This window comes from Rhodococcus sp. NPDC056516, assembly GCF_042794655.1.
Classification (GTDB): domain Bacteria; phylum Actinomycetota; class Actinomycetes; order Mycobacteriales; family Mycobacteriaceae; genus Rhodococcus_F.
Window position 1 is genome coordinate 985,463 of record NZ_JBHTTG010000001.1, and the last position, 14,749, is coordinate 1,000,211.

Sequence of the window (14,749 nt, forward strand, 5' to 3'; positions counted from 1 at the left end):
AACCTCGAGTGCAGTTGAGGTCAAGGCGCTGTGGCGGACCTCACCGTCCGAGCTTGGTTGCCAGACGTTCCATGTATCCGACAACCTCTTCGGGGCTCTTGTCCGGAGTGCCGAACATTGCTTCGGTGACACCGATGTCGGCCCAGTGGGCGAGCTTCTCCGGGTCGGGTTTGCCTGCCAGGACTGTTATTTCAGGCTCGCCGACCCTACCTGCTTCGGCCCAGATCTTTCGAAGCAGTTCTACGTTTCCGTCGATCTCCTGCTCGATCGGTGTGGTGATCCAGCCGTCGGCGGACTTGGCGATCCACTTGAAAGTCTTCTCGTTGCCGCCACCTCCCAGGAGGATGGGCGGACGGGGTTTTTGAACAGGCTTGGGCCAGGCCCAACTTGGCCCGTACTTCACGAATTGGCCGTCGTACGAAGCTTCTTCCTTCGACCACAGTTCTCCCATGGCTTCGAGGTACTCGCGGAGTGCGGTCCGGCGTTTGTTCGGTGGTACGCCGTGGTCTGCGAGTTCCTCTGCATTCCAGCCGAATCCGACGCCGAAAACTACGCGGCCGTCGGAAAGGTGGTCCAGCGACGCGATGGTTTTTGCGAGAGTGATCGGATCATGTTCGAGGGGGAGAGCGACGGACGTACCCAACCGGATGGTGCTCGTGACCGACGCCGCGGTACCCAGGGCGACCCAGGGGTCGAGTGTGCGCATGTAACGGTCGTCGGGTAATTCGGCGGACTGGGTTCCGGGGTGATCGGAATCCCTCGACACCGGGATGTGAGTGTGCTCCGGAACGTAGAAGGCGTCGAATCCATTCGCCTCGGCAGCCTTTGCCGCCTCGGCGGGGCGAATGCCGCGATCACTGGTGAACAGGCTGAGTCCGTAGCGCACTGGTTCTCCTTCGATGGTCCTTCGAAAAACTGTAACCTGTTCCAGGATCGTTCGGATAGGTTTCCGGCCGAGTAAATCGATTGCCGACGTGACCGAGGTCGTGGTGGACTCGGGCGGACTTGTTGTGGGCCGAGAGGTGGAAGGAGACCAGGCACAGTTCTTTCGCAACGGCGGGTCGACCCTGTTTCCGGAAGAAGTGGCGCTGCTCGGCGAGATTGCAGGCTCCTCGATTTTGCATCTGCAGTGCAATTCCGGTCAGGATTCGTTGAGCTTGGCGGCCCTCGGTGCCAACGTGACCGGCGTCGACCTCTCGGATTCCGCGATCGACTTCGCCCGAACCTTGTCCACGGAATCCGACATTGCCGCCGAGTTCGAGCGAGCGGAAGTATCTGGATGGCTCCGCGAAGCTGCCGCCGCTGAAAGAAAGTTCGACCGAGTCTTTTCTTCGTACGGGACTGTGATCTGGTTGCCCGATCTCGACGAGTGGGCAGAGGGGATTGCCGGTGTTCTGGCGCCTGACGGTCGATTCGTTCTGGTGGAGTTTCATCCATTTGCCATGTGTTTCGACGAGAAGTGTTAGCTGACATACCCGTACGGAGGCGGGACCCCGGTGACCGAACCCGGTGGCGTCGGCGACTACGTGGCAGATTCAGTCGATCTTGTCTTGCCGGGTGCTCCCGGAGTTGGAATCGCGAATTTCGAAAATCCTTTCCCCTCATGTGAATTCAACTGTTCTATTGCCGAGGTACTCGGCGCGTTGCGTCGGGCCGGATTGCTGCTCGAGTCCTTCGACGAATACCAGTACGCCAACGGCTGGCAAGGATTCGAGGAGATGACCGAACTCGGCGGCAAACGCTGGGGAGTCCCGGCCGGACGTCCCGAGCTGCCGCTGATGTATTCGCTGTCCGTTCGCTTGGCAGGCTGACGCCTATTTCCCCCGCATTTGCGGGTAATTGACGACACAGGTACTAATTACCCCCATGCCCACGACGCCACTGACACGACGCATCGCCGTCGACCTGTGCCGTCTTGGTGCTCACTGCTGTTGCTGTTGATTCCTTCCGACTCTCCTGAGTGAGAATGGCGCCTCCCTGTGCGCCTTCGTCCTTGCATATGCACTCGTAGCTGCATATGTGCCGGAATTTCCGTACGTCGAGGAAGAACAGCGATGTCGACTTCTGTCGAAGCAAAAGAACCAACACCGGCCTCGGAATCGAACCGTGAGCCGCGTCGGCCGTGGGCTTCGAGTGTGACCACCGTAGGACTTCCAGTGCTTTCGGTGATCGCATTCTTGGCGCTGTGGCAGGTCGCGGCAGCCAGCGGGACCTGGAGTGAGACCTTCGTGCCGTTTCCGAGCACGGTCTGGCATGCCTTCGTCAACACGATGACCACCCATGACGGAGTGCGGGGCTACCAGGGGTATTTGCTCTGGGAGCACCTTTACATGACGCTGCGACGGGTGCTGGTCGGTGTGATCATCGGCGTCGGATTGGGCGTCATTCTCGGATTGGCCATGGGATCGGTGTCATGGCTGCGGAGTCTGCTCGAACCGTGGTTGACGTTCCTGCGCGCACTGCCGCCCTTGGCGTACTTCTTCCTGCTGGTGATCTGGCTGGGAATCGACGAGGCACCGAAGATTACATTGCTGGCGCTGGCTGCTCTCCCGCCCGCAGCAGTGGCCACCACAGCTGCTGTCGTCGCGGCGCCCGTAGGGCTGGTCGAAGCGGCCAGAGCGTTGGGAGCTTCACGGGCACAAGTGATCCGAGACGTGGTCGTCCCGTCGGCCTTGCCGGAAACTTTCACCGGAATTCGGCTGTCGGTGGGTATGGCGTACTCGTCGGTGGTCGCAGCCGAACTGTTCAACGGCATCCCCGGAATCGGCGGAATGGTCAAGGATGCAAGCAATTACAACAACACACCGGTTGTGCTGGTGGGGATCTTCGCCATCGGATTCTCCGGCCTGATCATCGATGGACTGCTGCGGGCTGCAGAGCGCCGCGCCGTTCCCTGGAGGGGAAAAGTATGAGTGACAATCAGAATCGCGCCAGCAGTAATCTGACGCGCAGCAGCAACCTGAAGTACAGCGAGGGAAGGGCTTCCCGGACGGCGTTCACGGTGCTGATCGGCGTCCTCGCACTGGTTCTCGGTGCGTGCTCGGTGGATCATTCCGGCCAGGATTCGTCCAAGGAAACGATTCGCATTGCCTACCAGTCCTTCCCGAGCGGCGATTTGATAGTCAAGAACAACCGTTGGCTCGAAGACGCGCTGCCCGAGTACAACGTGAAGTGGACGAAGTTCGATTCGGGAGCCGATATCAACACCGCCTTCATTGCCGGTGAAATCGACTTCGGTGCAATCGGTTCGAGTCCGGTTGCTCGTGGACTCTCGGCACCGCTGAACATTCCGTACCAGGTTGCGTTTGTTCTCGATGTGGCCGGTGACAACGAAGCTCTGGTGGCCCGCAACGCAACCGGAATCAAGACCGTGGCAGATCTGCGGGGCAAGAAAGTGGCCACGGCATTCGCGTCGACCGCTCACTACAGTCTGCTGGCGGCTCTGAACCAGGCCGGACTCAGCGCAGATGACGTCCAGTTGGTGGATCTCCAGCCGCAAGCATCACTCGCCGCCTGGCAGCGAGGTGACATCGACGCCGTCTACACCTGGCTGCCCACGCTCGACGAACTCCGCAAGGACGGAACACAGTTGATCGCCAGCCGCGAGCTGGCGACGGCAGGAAAGCCGACGTTGGACCTGGGTGTGGTGTCGACCGCGTTTGCGAAGGATCACCCCGAGATCGTCGACACCTGGCGGCAGGTTCAGGCCCGCGCGCTCACGACGATCGCCACTGACCCGAACGCGGCAGCGGAAGCTGTTGCCGCGCAATTGGGCGCCTCCAAGGAAGACGCGGCAGCGCAGCTGAAGCAGGGTGTGTTCCTCACCCCCGAGCAGATCTCCTCGCCGGAATGGCTGGGCACCGAAGGCGCTCCCGGAAATTTGGCAGTGAACCTGCAGAGTGCAGCGCAATTCCTGGCTGAGCAGAAGCAGATCGACAGTGTGCCTGATCTGACGGTGTTTCAGAATGCTCTCTATGTGAAGGGGCTTCCCGATGTCCTTGACCAGTAGCGTGACCGCGCAGCAGGCGGTCGGAGGGTTCGCAGCCGACCGCCCGGGCGCGATCAGAATCGACACCGTCTCACACAAATACGGCCACGGCCGAGAGTCGGTAACGGCGCTCGGACCGGTATCGATCGACGTCGCACCTGGTGAGTTCCTGGTCCTCGTCGGAGCGTCGGGTTGCGGCAAGAGCACCTTGCTGCGGTTGATTGCGGGATTCGAAAACCCATCCAGCGGAACGGTTCAGGTGTCGGGATCCGACCCGATCCCCGGGTCGAGTGCGGGAGTGGTGTTTCAGCAGCCGCGGCTCTTCCCGTGGAAGTCCGTCGGCGGCAACATCGATCTGGCACTTAAATACGCCGGCGTTGCAAAGAGCGACCGCGGGCAAAGACGCGACGAACTCCTCGACCGCGTCGGGCTGGGCGGCACTGCGGACCGGCGAATCTGGGAGATCTCCGGCGGGCAGCAGCAGCGGGTGGCAATTGCCCGGGCCTTGGCGGCCGAAACGTCGTTGCTTCTGTTGGACGAGCCCTTTGCCGCGCTGGACGCCCTCACCCGCGAGCGTCTGCAGGAGGACCTCCGCAACGTCAGCGCCGAGTCCGGGCGAACGAGTGTCTTCGTCACTCACAGCGCCGACGAGGCAGCATTTCTCGGCTCCAGGGTCGTGGTCCTGACAAGCAGGCCGGGCAAGGTCGCGCTCGATCTGAAAATCGATCTGCCACGAACAGGCGTCGACCCTGACGAGCTCCGCGGCTCACCCGAATATGCGGCATTCCGAGCCGAAGTCGGCCACGCCGTCAAGGTTGCCGCTGCAGCGTAGGTACCCTGCGCGTCGACTACCAGGCGACCGCGTCGATAATAGGAGGGAGAACGTGCAGGACACGACGAACAAGGAGTGGTCATGGCAACTGAGGTGGAGTCCGGTGACCTCGTGCAGGCAGCCGGCCATGCGGGTCCGTGGACGGTAGTCGAAGTTCGCCAGGGCATGGCGCTGCTCGAACACAGTGACGGGCACAGGTTGTCGCGTCGAACGACGACGCTGACCGTCGTCCGCAAGGGCTCGGGCAAGAAAGAAACGGCCGTCGAAGACGGGAACGACGAAAACGGATCGCCAACTCTGTTCGACTGAAACCGCAGCTCGACTGATCTTCCGTCAGTCCGAGAAGATGTCGTCTACGCGTTTGTCGAAGTATTCGGCGATTCGGAACGCCAGTGACAGGCGTGGGTCGAAGTGGCCCTTCTCGATAGAGATCACGGTCTGGCGCGTGATGCCGAGTGCGTCGGCGCACGCTTGCTGTGACAATCCGGCTGCCGTCCGGAGTTCTTGAAGGTTGTTGCGCATCAGATCTCGACAGTGGGGGTGCGGTCCCTCGACACTGCCCAGTACCGGATTCCGAAGTCGGCCAGGCCGAGGGCTGTAAACATTACGAGCGGCAGTTCGGGAGCGCCGAAGACATTGTGCGCGATCAGTGCGATCCCCATGGCAGTGATCAAGTCGGTGAACGCACCGAAGCCGGCCTTGCGACTCCATTCGGTTTCGACAGTGTCCTCGGGGTAGGCGGGGGCCTTGTTGTTCTCCGATGGAAAAAGGGCCCACGCCGACCCGATACAAGCCGGTGCCATGACGATTGCGAAGACGATGAAGGCCAACGTCTTCCGATCGTCGGCGGTCAATGCTGCGAAAAAGCTGAAGGCCAGCGTTGCTGCGACGCCGATACCGACGATCAGGCTCCACCGTGCAGTGGTGCTCATGAAGCCTCCCAAGTGTAAGAGTTCTTTGACATGCCTGAGCGTAGGTCTACGTATGCCTGATGTCAAAGAACTCTTACATCGTGCTGAGGGTCAAGCGATCCCGAAAGGCGCGGCGTATGAAAACTTCCCCGTCTGATCAGCACGGTGCGCGGTGAGGGTCCTGATCTGAAAGTGAGCGCCCCACTCGGCTTCCGGAGACTCGACTCCGACGTCGGTGCTGGTGACGAATCCGAACCGGGGGTAGTACTCGGTGCTTCCGAGAAGCGCGAGCAGCGGCACGTCCTGGGCGTCGGCCGCACCGATTACGGCGTGCATCAGGGCCGAACCGACGCCGCTGCGCTGGTTGCCTGGCGTGACTGCCAACGGCCCGAGGCCAACCGCCTCGACTTTTCCGACCCATCCGCGTGTCCCGATCACGAAACCGACGATCTCGCCGTCTGTCACGGCGACCAGTGACAACTTCGGCAAGTAGTCGTCCGATGCGAAGAGTTGACGTGTCAGTTCGATCTCGATGGGAGTCTCGCCGGGCGGCGCCTGGTCGGCAAACGCCGCCCCGAGCAGTGAATAGACGGCGTCACGGTCGGAAGAAGTTTCGCGGCGGATGTACATGGCCACGAAACTACCCGCTTCATCTCCGATCGTGCTCCTCGTTTTCGGCCTGACGTGCCACTCGCTTTTCGTAGTCCGCACGCCCGTTCGGATCTACCGATGTCAGTGCGCGGCGATCGTCGATCACCCGGCGCCCGATATTGATCATCCATTCGGGTACCACGGCGTCGATGAGGTCCCAGCCTGCAAGGTAACGCGGAACCGTAGTTTCGGCTCGTCGATGCGTGACGGTGTCGACGACGGCTTTGGCCACGACCTCGGGTTCAACGGTCGGCATGCCCTTTCCGAGTGGCACACCGGAGGAGAGTCCGGTGCGCACGGCGCTGGGCAGGATGGCGCTGACGCTGACTCCGGAATCTGCGAATTCAACACGGGCAGAAGCCGAAAGACCCACCGCGCCGAACTTGCTTGCGTTGTACACGGCCATTCCGGGCACGGGGAGCTTGCCTGCCATGGACGCGATGTTGACGACGTGGCCGCGTCGTCGTTCCACCATGCCGGGCAGCACTACGCGCATCCCGTGAATCGGCCCCCAGACGTTGACGTCGAGGGTGACTCGACTGGTGGCGTCGGACTCGTCGAGGAAGCCGCCGAGCGGCATCACCCCAGCATTGTTGACCAGAATGTCGATGTGACCGAATTCGCCGATCACTGTGGAGATGAACACATCCCAGGATTCGCGCGAGGTGACGTCAAGTGCGTAGCCGCGGGCCCGTGCGCCGATGGACGCGGCTGTGTCTACGGCTGTCTCCTCATCGAGATCGCCGACGCAGACGAGTGCGCCGCGAGTTGCGAACAACTCCGCTGTGGCCCGGCCGATTCCGCGGCCGCCGCCGGAGATGACAACGACTGCTCCGTCGAGATCGATCGGCGGGTAGGTGGTGCCGAAGAGGCTCATGCGGTGTACTCCGGTTCGAGGGTGGTGGTGGGCTCAGAGGGCGTGATATCCGACGAAGGGTTGTCGGACAGCGTGTGGTTGTAGGCGTACGGATCGAAGTCTCGTAGGCGTCGACGCATGGCGCCGGACGACCACGGCCAGTTGAAACTGTTGCGGCCGTTGACGTCGAAGAAATAGCTTTCGCAACCCCCGGCGTTGTAGACCGTGGTTCCCAGCGCTTCCTGAACCTGAGAGTTGAAGGCTGCCTGTACTTCCGGCCGTACGTCGATGGTTTGCCAGCCGTGCCGACGAGCGTGGCCGATCGCCTGCGCTACATAGTTCAGTTGGGCTTCCAAGATCATGAATGCCGACGTGTGCCCGGTGCCGAGGCTCGGCCCCAGCAGAATGAACGCGTTGGGAAATCCGCTGACGGCGGAACCGAAGTACGCCTGCGGGCTTCCCTGCCAATGGTCGTCGAGTGATCGACCTTCTCCGTCGAAAACCTTGGAGGCGATGGGCATGTCGAGGATGTGAAAGCCCGTTCCGAAGATGATGGCGTCCACCTCCGATTCCGCTCCGTCGGCGCCGATCACGGTGTTGCCCCGGATTTCTTCGACTGCATTGGCGTGGACGCTGACGTTGGGTTTGCCGAGTGCCGGATAGTACGAATTCGACATGAGCAGTCGCTTGCAACCGAGGGTGTAGTCGGGTGTCAGTGCCTTGCGCAGCTTCGGATCACGGACCTGCAGGCGCAACTGGGCCGAACCGAGTTTCTGCACGATTCGCAGGATCCACGGATTGCGGAATCCCAATCCGAGCGCTTCCATGATTCCGTATTCGATGCTGCGCAGGGCCTTGTGTGCTCCCGGTACGAAACGCATGACGGACCTTTCGATCCGTGGCACGTAGTGGTCGGGTTTGGGGAGAACCCATTGAGCGGTTCGCTGGTAGAGGTGAAGTGTGGAGACCTCGGAGACGATGCGCGGAACGAACTGAACTGCCGAAGCGCCGGTACCCACGACAGCGACGCGTTTTCCGGCCAAGTCGTAGTCGTGATTCCACTGCGAGGAATGAAACACCTCGCCCTCGAACGCTTCCAGTCCGGCGATTGCCGGTGTCAAGGGTTCGTTCCACGGACCCGTGGCCGCGATCACGAAACGAGCAGTGAGTTCGCCACTGGAAGTTGTTATCTTCCAAAGGGATTGCGACGCATCCCACTGTGAGGAGAGCATTTCGACCCCGAAGCGAACATGCTTGTCGATGCCGTGGCGGAGGGCCGTATCGTCGATGTACTCGCGGATCTCCGGCTGCTCCGCGAACAAACGCGTCCACTCCGGATTGGCGGCAAAGGAATACGAGTACAAGCCGGACGGAACATCGCAGGCGCAACCGGGATAGGTGTTGGCGCGCCAGGTTCCACCGAGCGAATCGGCCTTTTCGAGCAGGACGAAATTTTCGATCCCGAGGCGCTGCAGATGAATGGCTGCGCCGATTCCGGAGATCCCGCCGCCGATGATCACGACCTCGAAGTGGTCAGGTTCGTTGTTCACTGAGTCTGCGCTTTCACTGGTGGGAATGGGTAGTGTGGAACGGGTGCGCATCGAGTTCACGCTTGACGCTCGCACGTGTTGTGCGCAGGGATGATTCGAAGGTGGCGAGCCGCCGTCGGCCGTCCATGAAGTTGGCGCCCATGACGGCGAGATCGTCATCGGTGGCATCGATACGCAGAACCTTGGTGCCTGCAGCGCGAACCAGTTCGATCTCGCGGTCGAGGCCCTTGGACATGGCGTTGCGCAGGGCGCCGCGTTCGATGCGGGCAGCACCGCGCGCCGGCTTGAGCGTTCGAGATGCCATGGGCGCCAGTACAACCAGCTCGTCCAGCTCGAGGGGGAGCAGGAGGTCTACTGAAGCCGTGGATGCCGCGCCGCCGTCGATGTACCTGACTCCGTCGATGGTGACAGGTGGGAACCAGCCGGGAATCGCCCAGGACGCTCGAAGTGCTTCACCGACGGTCGCTTCCGGAGCCCCCTGTGCCCCGAATGCGACCCGCCGCCCCGTTCTGTAGTCCATGGATACCATGTACGCGTTCGGATGTGGGAGCCACGAATCGCCAGGGGCAAGTGATGCGGCGAGCGCGGTGAGCCAGGACGGGTCACCGCCACCAAGCGGTGCTATGCCGCTCATCCGGCTCAGAACCGGAAGATCTCGACGCGCCACCAGTCGTGGATTGCCGATCCCCAAGCTCGGTAGTGGTGGGATTTTTCCGGGTGCCGACGCGATGTGGGCGAGGAGTTCGGGGCGGGCCGCGGGATCACCGAGTTGCATGGCGACCAGCTCGTCGACTCCGACTCCGCTGCCGAGCATCGTCACGAACTCGGCTCCGGCGGACGTGCCGATGATGGCGGTGGCTTCGCGGGGATCCCAGTCGAGTGCCTCCCGAACCGAGGCGAGCGCGGCAACGGTCCAGGCGAAGCCGAGAGTGCCGCCGCATCCGATTGCCAAGCCGCGTTTCGGCGCGCTGTTTCGTCCGGAGCCGGTCGCGGTGGTTCCGGTCACTTCTGAAGTCATATTTCGGAGACTATCAGTATCTGAATAACGTGGGTACCCCAAATGTGGTTTTCCGGAGTGCGCCCGCGGGTCGCTTCCGGTATTCGGCTACCGTTGGAATCTCGATACTCAGAACCACTAGGAGGTTCCGATGGCGCGATTGACCAGGCAGGAAGCGCAGGCGTTGACCCGCGAAACCTTGTTGGCGACGGCCGTCGAGCACTTTCTCGATCGTGGGTACGCCGCCGCGTCACTCGATCAGATCGCCGAGGATGCCGGCTACTCCAAGGGCGCGGTGTACTCGAACTTCAAGAACAAAGACGAGTTGTGCGCCGAAGTGCTCGGCCGAATCAGGTTGACCAAGGTCGGTGAGATCACCGCCCAGCTCGGAGCGAAGTCGACGCTCGACGACGCGGTGGCCGAGTTCGCGCGATGGGCCGAGCGGACGATCGGGGACCAGAGGTGGACTCTGCTCGAGGTCGAGTTCTCGGTCCGGTCACGGCACAGCGAGGACATTCGAGCGAAAATCGCGGCGGGCGCCGACCAGGTGCGCGGACTGATCGCCGGAATGGTGCAGCACCTCGCCGAATCCAACGATGTGACACCGACAATGGACCCGAATGCGGCGGCCCTTCGAATGCTCAGCGTCGGAATCGGTTTGGGTCTTCAGCGTGCGATCAGCCCAGAGCTTCCCGTCGATCCGTTGGTGGATACGGTGCGCGAAATATTACTGGGTGGGTGAAACTGTCGGGCGGGCAAGGAGTACTCGCAGCATTCCGCCGATCTCGGCGACAGCGGCGCGTGAACCGGCGCTCGGTCCCAGAACGTTGACGAAGCCGTGGATGAATCCGGGATAGCGTCGATCCGTCACGTGAACACCGTTGTCGCGCAACCGAGCTGCGTAGGCTTCGCCTTCGTCCCGGAGTGGATCGAATCCCGCCGTGATCACGATGGCTGGTGGCAGTCCGGCCACATCGGGGGCGCGTAGCGGCGACACCATCGGGTCGAGTCGATCGGCATCGCTGCCGAGGAAGCTGGACTCGTAGAAGTTCATGTTGGCCTCGGTCAGGAAGAAGCCTTCACCGAACGTCGTTCTCGATGGCGCCTTCTCGTGAAAGTCGGTCGCGGGATAGATCAACAGTTGTGCTGCCGGAGGGGTCTTGCCGTCGTCGCGGGCACGCAGCGCCACCGTTGCCGACAGGTGCCCGCCCGCGCTGTCGCCGCCGACAGCGATCCGGGTCGGGTCTGCGCCGAACTCTTCGGCGCGGTCGACGATGTCGAGGTAGGCAGCGTAGGCGTCGTGCACCGGTGTGGGGAAAGCGAATTCGGGTGCGAGCCGGTAGTCGACCGAGACGACCCGTGCGCCGGAAGTCTCGGCCAACAGGCGGCATGGAGCATCGTGGGATTCGATACCGCCCTGCACCCAGCCGCCGCCGTGGAAGTAGACGAGCAGAGCGCCGGTGTCGGCGCTCGGAACATAGAGCCGAGCTCGAAGTGGGCCGTCGGCGCCCGACACGGAAATCTCTTCGGTGTGGACCGGTGCGGGCCGACCGCCCATCATGATCGCCGTTCGGGTGAGATTGGCGCGGGCAGCGGCGAGTGACTGGGAATCGGTTGTATGCGACGGTAGTGGCCGCGTCTTCGCGAGCGTGAGCAGCAGGTGTGCGTCGGCGTCGAGTGTGTTGCCCTCGATGACGACGGGTGGACCGGTGATTCGGCGTTTCACCGCGCTGGGCAGCGCGAATGCGGCTGCCACCAAGGATGCTTCGGCGCGATCTCGAATGCTGCGGCTGCTGGCCTGCTTCACGGATTCCGACACGTGGCGCACACTACCAAGCATGACTACTGCGGCACTGTCGATCACGCAGATCGAGAACACACACCTGGTTCGGTGCGGTCACGCCAATTGGGTGCTGGTCGAAGAGGGGTCCGATCTGACGCTGATCGACGGCGGATACCCGGCCAACGGGACCGACGTCGAACGCTCGATCGAGCAGATCGGTCACCAGCTCGGGGATGTTCGGGCAATCCTCGTCACTCACGCGCACGTCGATCACATCGGCGGAATCGCGGACATCGTGACTCGGCTCGAGGTTCCGGTCCTGATGGATCCGTTGGAGGTGCCCCACGCGAAGCGGGAGTATCTGCAGCAGTTGTCGCCGGCGAAAGCTCCGTTGTTGTTGTGGCGGCGAGGTGCTCCGAAGTGGCTTCGCGACGTGATCGGAGTGGGCGCGTTGAAAGGAGCGGAACTGCCTCACGCACAGGCCTTTGCGTCCGATGGAGCGCTGGACGTTCCTGGCCGTATCGTGCCGATTCCCACTCATGGGCACACCGACGGTCACAGCGCATATCTTGTCCCCGACGCAGGCGTCGTCGCGTCGGGTGACGCTCTGGTGACCGGACACGCGACGTCGAGCGTCGCCGGACCACAATTTCTGGTGTGCCCCTTCAATCATGACCGTGAAGCGACAGACCAGGCGTTGGACAATATCGCCGCTGCGCCCGCCGGCGTGCTGTTTCCCGGACACGGTCCGGTCTACGAAGGCAGCCTGGCTGTCGCAGTCGAACAGGCCCGAGCCGGCCGGACAAGGATGCGTCCATGACTACTGTCGAAACGGTCGACGAAGATGCAGTGCACGGTTTCCTGCATCGGCCTGATTCTGTGTCCTTCGCGTCGCCCGTCGCCACGCTTGCACTGACTCACGGCGCCGGAAGTAACTGCGACACTGTGCTGTTGCGTGCTGTTGCCGACGGCTTCGCCGTGGCGGGAGTGCAAGTTCTCCGATTCGATCTCGCGTTTCGGGTGCGTCGAACTTCAGGCCCGCCACATCCGTCGCGCGCTGCGGAGGATCGCGCGGGCATTGCCGAGGTGATTGCCGCTGTTCACGCGGACTACTCGGTGCCCGGACCTGTTCTGCTCGGCGGACATTCGTACGGCGGGCGGCAAGCGTCGATGCTGGCGTCGGAGAACCCAGGACTCGTCGACGGACTCGTTCTGCTGTCCTACCCACTGCATCCACCGAAGAAGCCCGAGAAGCTCAGAACGGAACACCTACCCGCGTTGAACACGCCGACGGTTGTCGTCCACGGATCGAAGGACGAGTTCGCGACCACGGAGGAGATTCGGGCTGCACTTGCGCTGATTCCCGCACCGACGCGATTGGTGGAGTTCGAGGGGGCTCGACACGACTTGTCCGTGGTGAAGTTCCCGGTGGTCGAACAGGCAGTCGCAGCAGCAACAGAACTGTTCACGCTCGGACGTTGACGCGCCGGTTGCCCGTGTCGGTAGTTCCTGGTGAGATCGAAGCATGAGTGCCCAGCAGTATCAGCCCAGTGCCCTGTCCGACGTCACGGTGAGCGTCGACGGCGACGACACAGTCGTCAGCTTTCCCCGGGTGCTGCCGTATCCGGTCGAGAAGGTGTGGGAGGCGATCACCGACCCGGAGATGTTGGCGCAATGGACGCCGTACACCGCCGATCGGAATCTGAGCCGCACGGGCGACGCCGTGATCACCATGCTCACCGAGGACGGCGCCCCCGAAATGTCGTTGCCGGTCAGTGTTCACGTCGTGGAGACCACCCGGCGTCTCGAACACGAGTGGGGCCCGGACGAATTGGTGTGGGACCTGACCCCGGTCGAAGGCGGTACCCGCGTCGTGCTGACGCAGAGGTCGCGGGCTGAGGGGATGGCGTCGGCGCTCGCTGCGGGGTGGCATTTGTGCTTCGACGTACTCGATGCCCTTCTCGCGGGTGAGCCCTTCGGTCCGATCGTGGGTGAACGGGCACGCGAGTACGGCTGGGACGCGCTCAACTCCGGCTACGCGCGACGGTTGGGTATCGACGAATCTCAGGTCTGGTAGCTGCTCAGAGTTCTCGGGCGGCGGGCTTTCTGGTGGAGGCTCGCACGATCAGTTCGACGGGAAGTTTCACGGATTCGACGTTCCTGCCGGCGATCAATGCGAGCAGGTGTTCGAGCCCGGTCGCGCCGATCTTGCGGGCGGGGGACCTCACCGTCGTCAGTGGCACCGGGAGTTGGGAGACAACCGGGATGTCGTTGTAGCCGACCAGTGCAAGATCGTCCGGAATGCTCAACCCGAGATCGCGGGCTACGCCGAGGACACCGATGGCAATGGTGTCGCTCACCGTGAAGACGGCGTCGGGCCGTGAATCCCCACCGAGCAGTATTGCCGCGGCATCGACTCCGCCTTGAACTTCGAACTCGGACGCCACGATTCGGTGCGGCGGCAGTTCCAAGCCCGCTTCGGCCAGGGCGTCGCGGAAACCTGCGACGCGTTCACGTGACGTGCTGGCGTGATCCGGTCCGGCGATCACACCGAGATCGCGATAGCCGCAATCCAGTAAATGCCTTCCCGCAAGGTAGCCGCCGAGGCGGTCGTCGCCGCTGACAAATGGCAGGCTGCCGAATGGAAGGCTTCGGTTCGCGGACGACGTCGCCGGGTCGATGTGCCGGTTCAGCAGCAAGATCGGTAGTGAGCGCAGGGGGAGTGAGTCGACAAAATCGGTACCCGGCAGGTGGATGCTGCTCAGCATGAGCCCGTCGACCTGCCGGCTGACCAGGAACTCGACGGCTTTGCGCTGCGCGTCCAGATCGTCAGGTGGGCTGGAGAGCAGGACCGAGTAACCCGCCGCGGTGGCAGCTTCCTCGATGCCCTGGAACATGGTGGCCACCACGACGTCCGTCAGCCTCGGCATCACGACGCCGATGGTGGTGGTCTTGCGGGTGCGCAGGCTGGCCGCCCACAGGTTCGGTTGGTAACCAAGCTCCTCGGCGACCTGACGAACTCGGAGCGCGGAGTCGGACCAACCGTCGGCGGGCTCGGGCTGACGGAGGACCCGCGACGCCGTCGAGATGTGGACCCCGGCCTGGTCGGCGATTTCGCGCAGCGTCGGCGGACGGCCGTTGCTGCGGGTCGACGGATCGGGCGTCATCTGCGTCGGGGCTC

The 14,749-nt window shown here is 62.7% G+C and carries 19 protein-coding genes; 10 read left to right on the forward strand and 9 right to left on the reverse strand.

The annotated features are described in order from the left end of the window. Positions 1-40: 40 nt before the first annotated feature. Positions 41-886, reverse strand: coding sequence for an LLM class F420-dependent oxidoreductase (locus ACFQ6Y_RS04755; protein ID WP_378531911.1), 846 nt, complete (start codon positions 884-886; stop codon positions 41-43). 88 nt (positions 887-974) lie between these two features. Here ACFQ6Y_RS04755 and ACFQ6Y_RS04760 point away from each other — a divergent pair, with 88 nt between their 5' ends. The 6 genes from ACFQ6Y_RS04760 (at position 975) to ACFQ6Y_RS04785 (ending at position 5,129) form a co-directional block, all read left to right on the forward strand. Continuing rightward, positions 975-1,466, forward strand: coding sequence for a class I SAM-dependent methyltransferase (locus tag ACFQ6Y_RS04760; protein WP_378629606.1), 492 nt, complete (start codon positions 975-977; stop codon positions 1,464-1,466). A 30-nt stretch (positions 1,467-1,496) separates the two neighbouring features. After that, complete coding sequence (locus tag ACFQ6Y_RS04765) at positions 1,497-1,811, forward strand: hypothetical protein (protein ID WP_378629609.1); 315 nt, start codon at positions 1,497-1,499, stop codon at positions 1,809-1,811. 243 nt (positions 1,812-2,054) lie between these two features. Beyond that, on the forward strand, positions 2,055-2,912 hold the full coding sequence (locus ACFQ6Y_RS04770) for an ABC transporter permease (RefSeq protein ID WP_317825617.1): 858 nt from the start codon (positions 2,055-2,057) through the stop codon (positions 2,910-2,912). After that, entirely contained in the window at positions 2,909-4,009 is a 1,101-nt protein-coding gene (locus tag ACFQ6Y_RS04775) for an aliphatic sulfonate ABC transporter substrate-binding protein (protein ID WP_378531919.1), read from the forward strand. Before ACFQ6Y_RS04770 ends, ACFQ6Y_RS04775 begins: the two co-directional genes overlap by 4 nt. Then, positions 3,993-4,820 (forward strand): ABC transporter ATP-binding protein, encoded by an 828-nt coding sequence (locus ACFQ6Y_RS04780; protein WP_378542791.1) that lies wholly within the window; start codon positions 3,993-3,995, stop codon positions 4,818-4,820. Before ACFQ6Y_RS04775 ends, ACFQ6Y_RS04780 begins: the two co-directional genes overlap by 17 nt. An 81-nt stretch (positions 4,821-4,901) precedes the next feature. Further along, the gene (locus ACFQ6Y_RS04785; RefSeq protein WP_378629628.1) at positions 4,902-5,129 is read left to right on the forward strand and encodes a hypothetical protein; all 228 of its coding nucleotides are present in this window, start codon (positions 4,902-4,904) and stop codon (positions 5,127-5,129) included. Positions 5,130-5,153: 24 nt separating this feature from the next. Here the strand turns inward: ACFQ6Y_RS04785 and ACFQ6Y_RS04790 are convergent, their stop codons facing one another. The 6 genes from ACFQ6Y_RS04790 to ACFQ6Y_RS04815 form a co-directional block, all read right to left on the reverse strand. After that, positions 5,154-5,342: a helix-turn-helix transcriptional regulator gene (locus tag ACFQ6Y_RS04790; protein ID WP_378531923.1), complete on the reverse strand. Its 189-nt coding sequence runs from the start codon at positions 5,340-5,342 to the stop codon at positions 5,154-5,156. After that, a complete protein-coding gene (locus tag ACFQ6Y_RS04795; protein ID WP_378629631.1) occupies positions 5,342-5,752 on the reverse strand; it encodes a hypothetical protein in 411 nt (136 codons plus the stop codon). The genes ACFQ6Y_RS04790 and ACFQ6Y_RS04795 overlap by 1 nt, the downstream gene beginning before the upstream one ends. 90 nt (positions 5,753-5,842) lie before the next feature. After that, positions 5,843-6,361, reverse strand: a complete 519-nt coding sequence (locus tag ACFQ6Y_RS04800) for a GNAT family N-acetyltransferase (RefSeq protein ID WP_378629809.1) — start codon at positions 6,359-6,361, stop codon at positions 5,843-5,845. 19 nt (positions 6,362-6,380) lie between these two features. Then, positions 6,381-7,259: an SDR family oxidoreductase gene (locus ACFQ6Y_RS04805; RefSeq protein ID WP_378629634.1), complete on the reverse strand. Its 879-nt coding sequence runs from the start codon at positions 7,257-7,259 to the stop codon at positions 6,381-6,383. After that, complete coding sequence (locus ACFQ6Y_RS04810; RefSeq protein ID WP_378629637.1) at positions 7,256-8,788, reverse strand: flavin-containing monooxygenase; 1,533 nt, start codon at positions 8,786-8,788, stop codon at positions 7,256-7,258. The genes ACFQ6Y_RS04805 and ACFQ6Y_RS04810 overlap by 4 nt, the downstream gene beginning before the upstream one ends. 13 nt (positions 8,789-8,801) lie before the next feature. Beyond that, positions 8,802-9,806 carry a patatin-like phospholipase family protein gene (locus ACFQ6Y_RS04815; protein WP_378629639.1) on the reverse strand — a complete coding sequence of 335 codons (1,005 nt, stop codon included), beginning with the start codon at positions 9,804-9,806 and terminating at the stop codon, positions 8,802-8,804. A 130-nt stretch (positions 9,807-9,936) separates the two neighbouring features. On the opposite strand from ACFQ6Y_RS04815, the gene ACFQ6Y_RS04820 reads away from it, so the two are divergent. Further along, positions 9,937-10,527, forward strand: a complete 591-nt coding sequence (locus tag ACFQ6Y_RS04820; RefSeq protein WP_378629642.1) for a TetR/AcrR family transcriptional regulator — start codon at positions 9,937-9,939, stop codon at positions 10,525-10,527. Here the strand turns inward: ACFQ6Y_RS04820 and ACFQ6Y_RS04825 are convergent. Further along, the gene (locus ACFQ6Y_RS04825) at positions 10,513-11,604 is read right to left on the reverse strand and encodes an alpha/beta hydrolase (protein WP_378629645.1); all 1,092 of its coding nucleotides are present in this window, start codon (positions 11,602-11,604) and stop codon (positions 10,513-10,515) included. The two genes, ACFQ6Y_RS04820 and ACFQ6Y_RS04825, sit on opposite strands and share 15 nt — an antisense overlap. A 19-nt stretch (positions 11,605-11,623) precedes the next feature. Between ACFQ6Y_RS04825 and ACFQ6Y_RS04830 the strand changes: the two genes are divergently transcribed. From ACFQ6Y_RS04830 to ACFQ6Y_RS04840, 3 genes are read left to right on the forward strand one after another with little or no spacing between them, the layout of a single operon-like run. Next, entirely contained in the window at positions 11,624-12,388 is a 765-nt protein-coding gene (locus ACFQ6Y_RS04830) for an MBL fold metallo-hydrolase (RefSeq protein ID WP_378629649.1), read from the forward strand. Next, a complete protein-coding gene (locus tag ACFQ6Y_RS04835; protein ID WP_378629653.1) occupies positions 12,385-13,050 on the forward strand; it encodes an alpha/beta fold hydrolase in 666 nt (221 codons plus the stop codon). Before ACFQ6Y_RS04830 ends, ACFQ6Y_RS04835 begins: the two co-directional genes overlap by 4 nt. A gap of 43 nt (positions 13,051-13,093) precedes the next feature. After that, positions 13,094-13,645, forward strand: coding sequence for an SRPBCC family protein (locus tag ACFQ6Y_RS04840; protein WP_378542803.1), 552 nt, complete (start codon positions 13,094-13,096; stop codon positions 13,643-13,645). Positions 13,646-13,649: 4 nt separating this feature from the next. On the opposite strand, the gene ACFQ6Y_RS04845 is transcribed toward ACFQ6Y_RS04840, so the two are convergent. After that, a complete protein-coding gene (locus ACFQ6Y_RS04845) occupies positions 13,650-14,735 on the reverse strand; it encodes a LacI family DNA-binding transcriptional regulator (protein ID WP_378629656.1) in 1,086 nt (361 codons plus the stop codon). Positions 14,736-14,749 lie beyond the last annotated feature (14 nt).

Excerpts from the sequence above, each read along its gene's own strand:
- ACFQ6Y_RS04770 (WP_317825617.1), top strand. The coding sequence starts at position 2,055 with ATGTCGACTTCTGTCGAAGCAAAAGAACCAACACCGGCCTCGGAATCG.
- ACFQ6Y_RS04835 (WP_378629653.1), top strand. The coding sequence starts at position 12,385 with ATGACTACTGTCGAAACGGTCGACGAAGATGCAGTGCACGGTTTCCTG.
- ACFQ6Y_RS04815 (WP_378629639.1), bottom strand. The coding sequence starts at position 9,806 with ATGACTTCAGAAGTGACCGGAACCACCGCGACCGGCTCCGGACGAAAC.
- ACFQ6Y_RS04845 (WP_378629656.1), bottom strand. The coding sequence starts at position 14,735 with ATGACGCCCGATCCGTCGACCCGCAGCAACGGCCGTCCGCCGACGCTG.
- ACFQ6Y_RS04830 (WP_378629649.1), top strand. The coding sequence starts at position 11,624 with ATGACTACTGCGGCACTGTCGATCACGCAGATCGAGAACACACACCTG.
- ACFQ6Y_RS04795 (WP_378629631.1), bottom strand. The coding sequence starts at position 5,752 with ATGAGCACCACTGCACGGTGGAGCCTGATCGTCGGTATCGGCGTCGCA.
- ACFQ6Y_RS04820 (WP_378629642.1), top strand. The coding sequence starts at position 9,937 with ATGGCGCGATTGACCAGGCAGGAAGCGCAGGCGTTGACCCGCGAAACC.
- ACFQ6Y_RS04775 (WP_378531919.1), top strand. The coding sequence starts at position 2,909 with ATGAGTGACAATCAGAATCGCGCCAGCAGTAATCTGACGCGCAGCAGC.
- ACFQ6Y_RS04840 (WP_378542803.1), top strand. The coding sequence starts at position 13,094 with ATGAGTGCCCAGCAGTATCAGCCCAGTGCCCTGTCCGACGTCACGGTG.
- ACFQ6Y_RS04805 (WP_378629634.1), bottom strand. The coding sequence starts at position 7,259 with ATGAGCCTCTTCGGCACCACCTACCCGCCGATCGATCTCGACGGAGCA.
- ACFQ6Y_RS04780 (WP_378542791.1), top strand. The coding sequence starts at position 3,993 with ATGTCCTTGACCAGTAGCGTGACCGCGCAGCAGGCGGTCGGAGGGTTC.
- ACFQ6Y_RS04790 (WP_378531923.1), bottom strand. The coding sequence starts at position 5,342 with ATGCGCAACAACCTTCAAGAACTCCGGACGGCAGCCGGATTGTCACAG.
- ACFQ6Y_RS04785 (WP_378629628.1), top strand. The coding sequence starts at position 4,902 with ATGGCAACTGAGGTGGAGTCCGGTGACCTCGTGCAGGCAGCCGGCCAT.
- ACFQ6Y_RS04800 (WP_378629809.1), bottom strand. The coding sequence starts at position 6,361 with ATGTACATCCGCCGCGAAACTTCTTCCGACCGTGACGCCGTCTATTCA.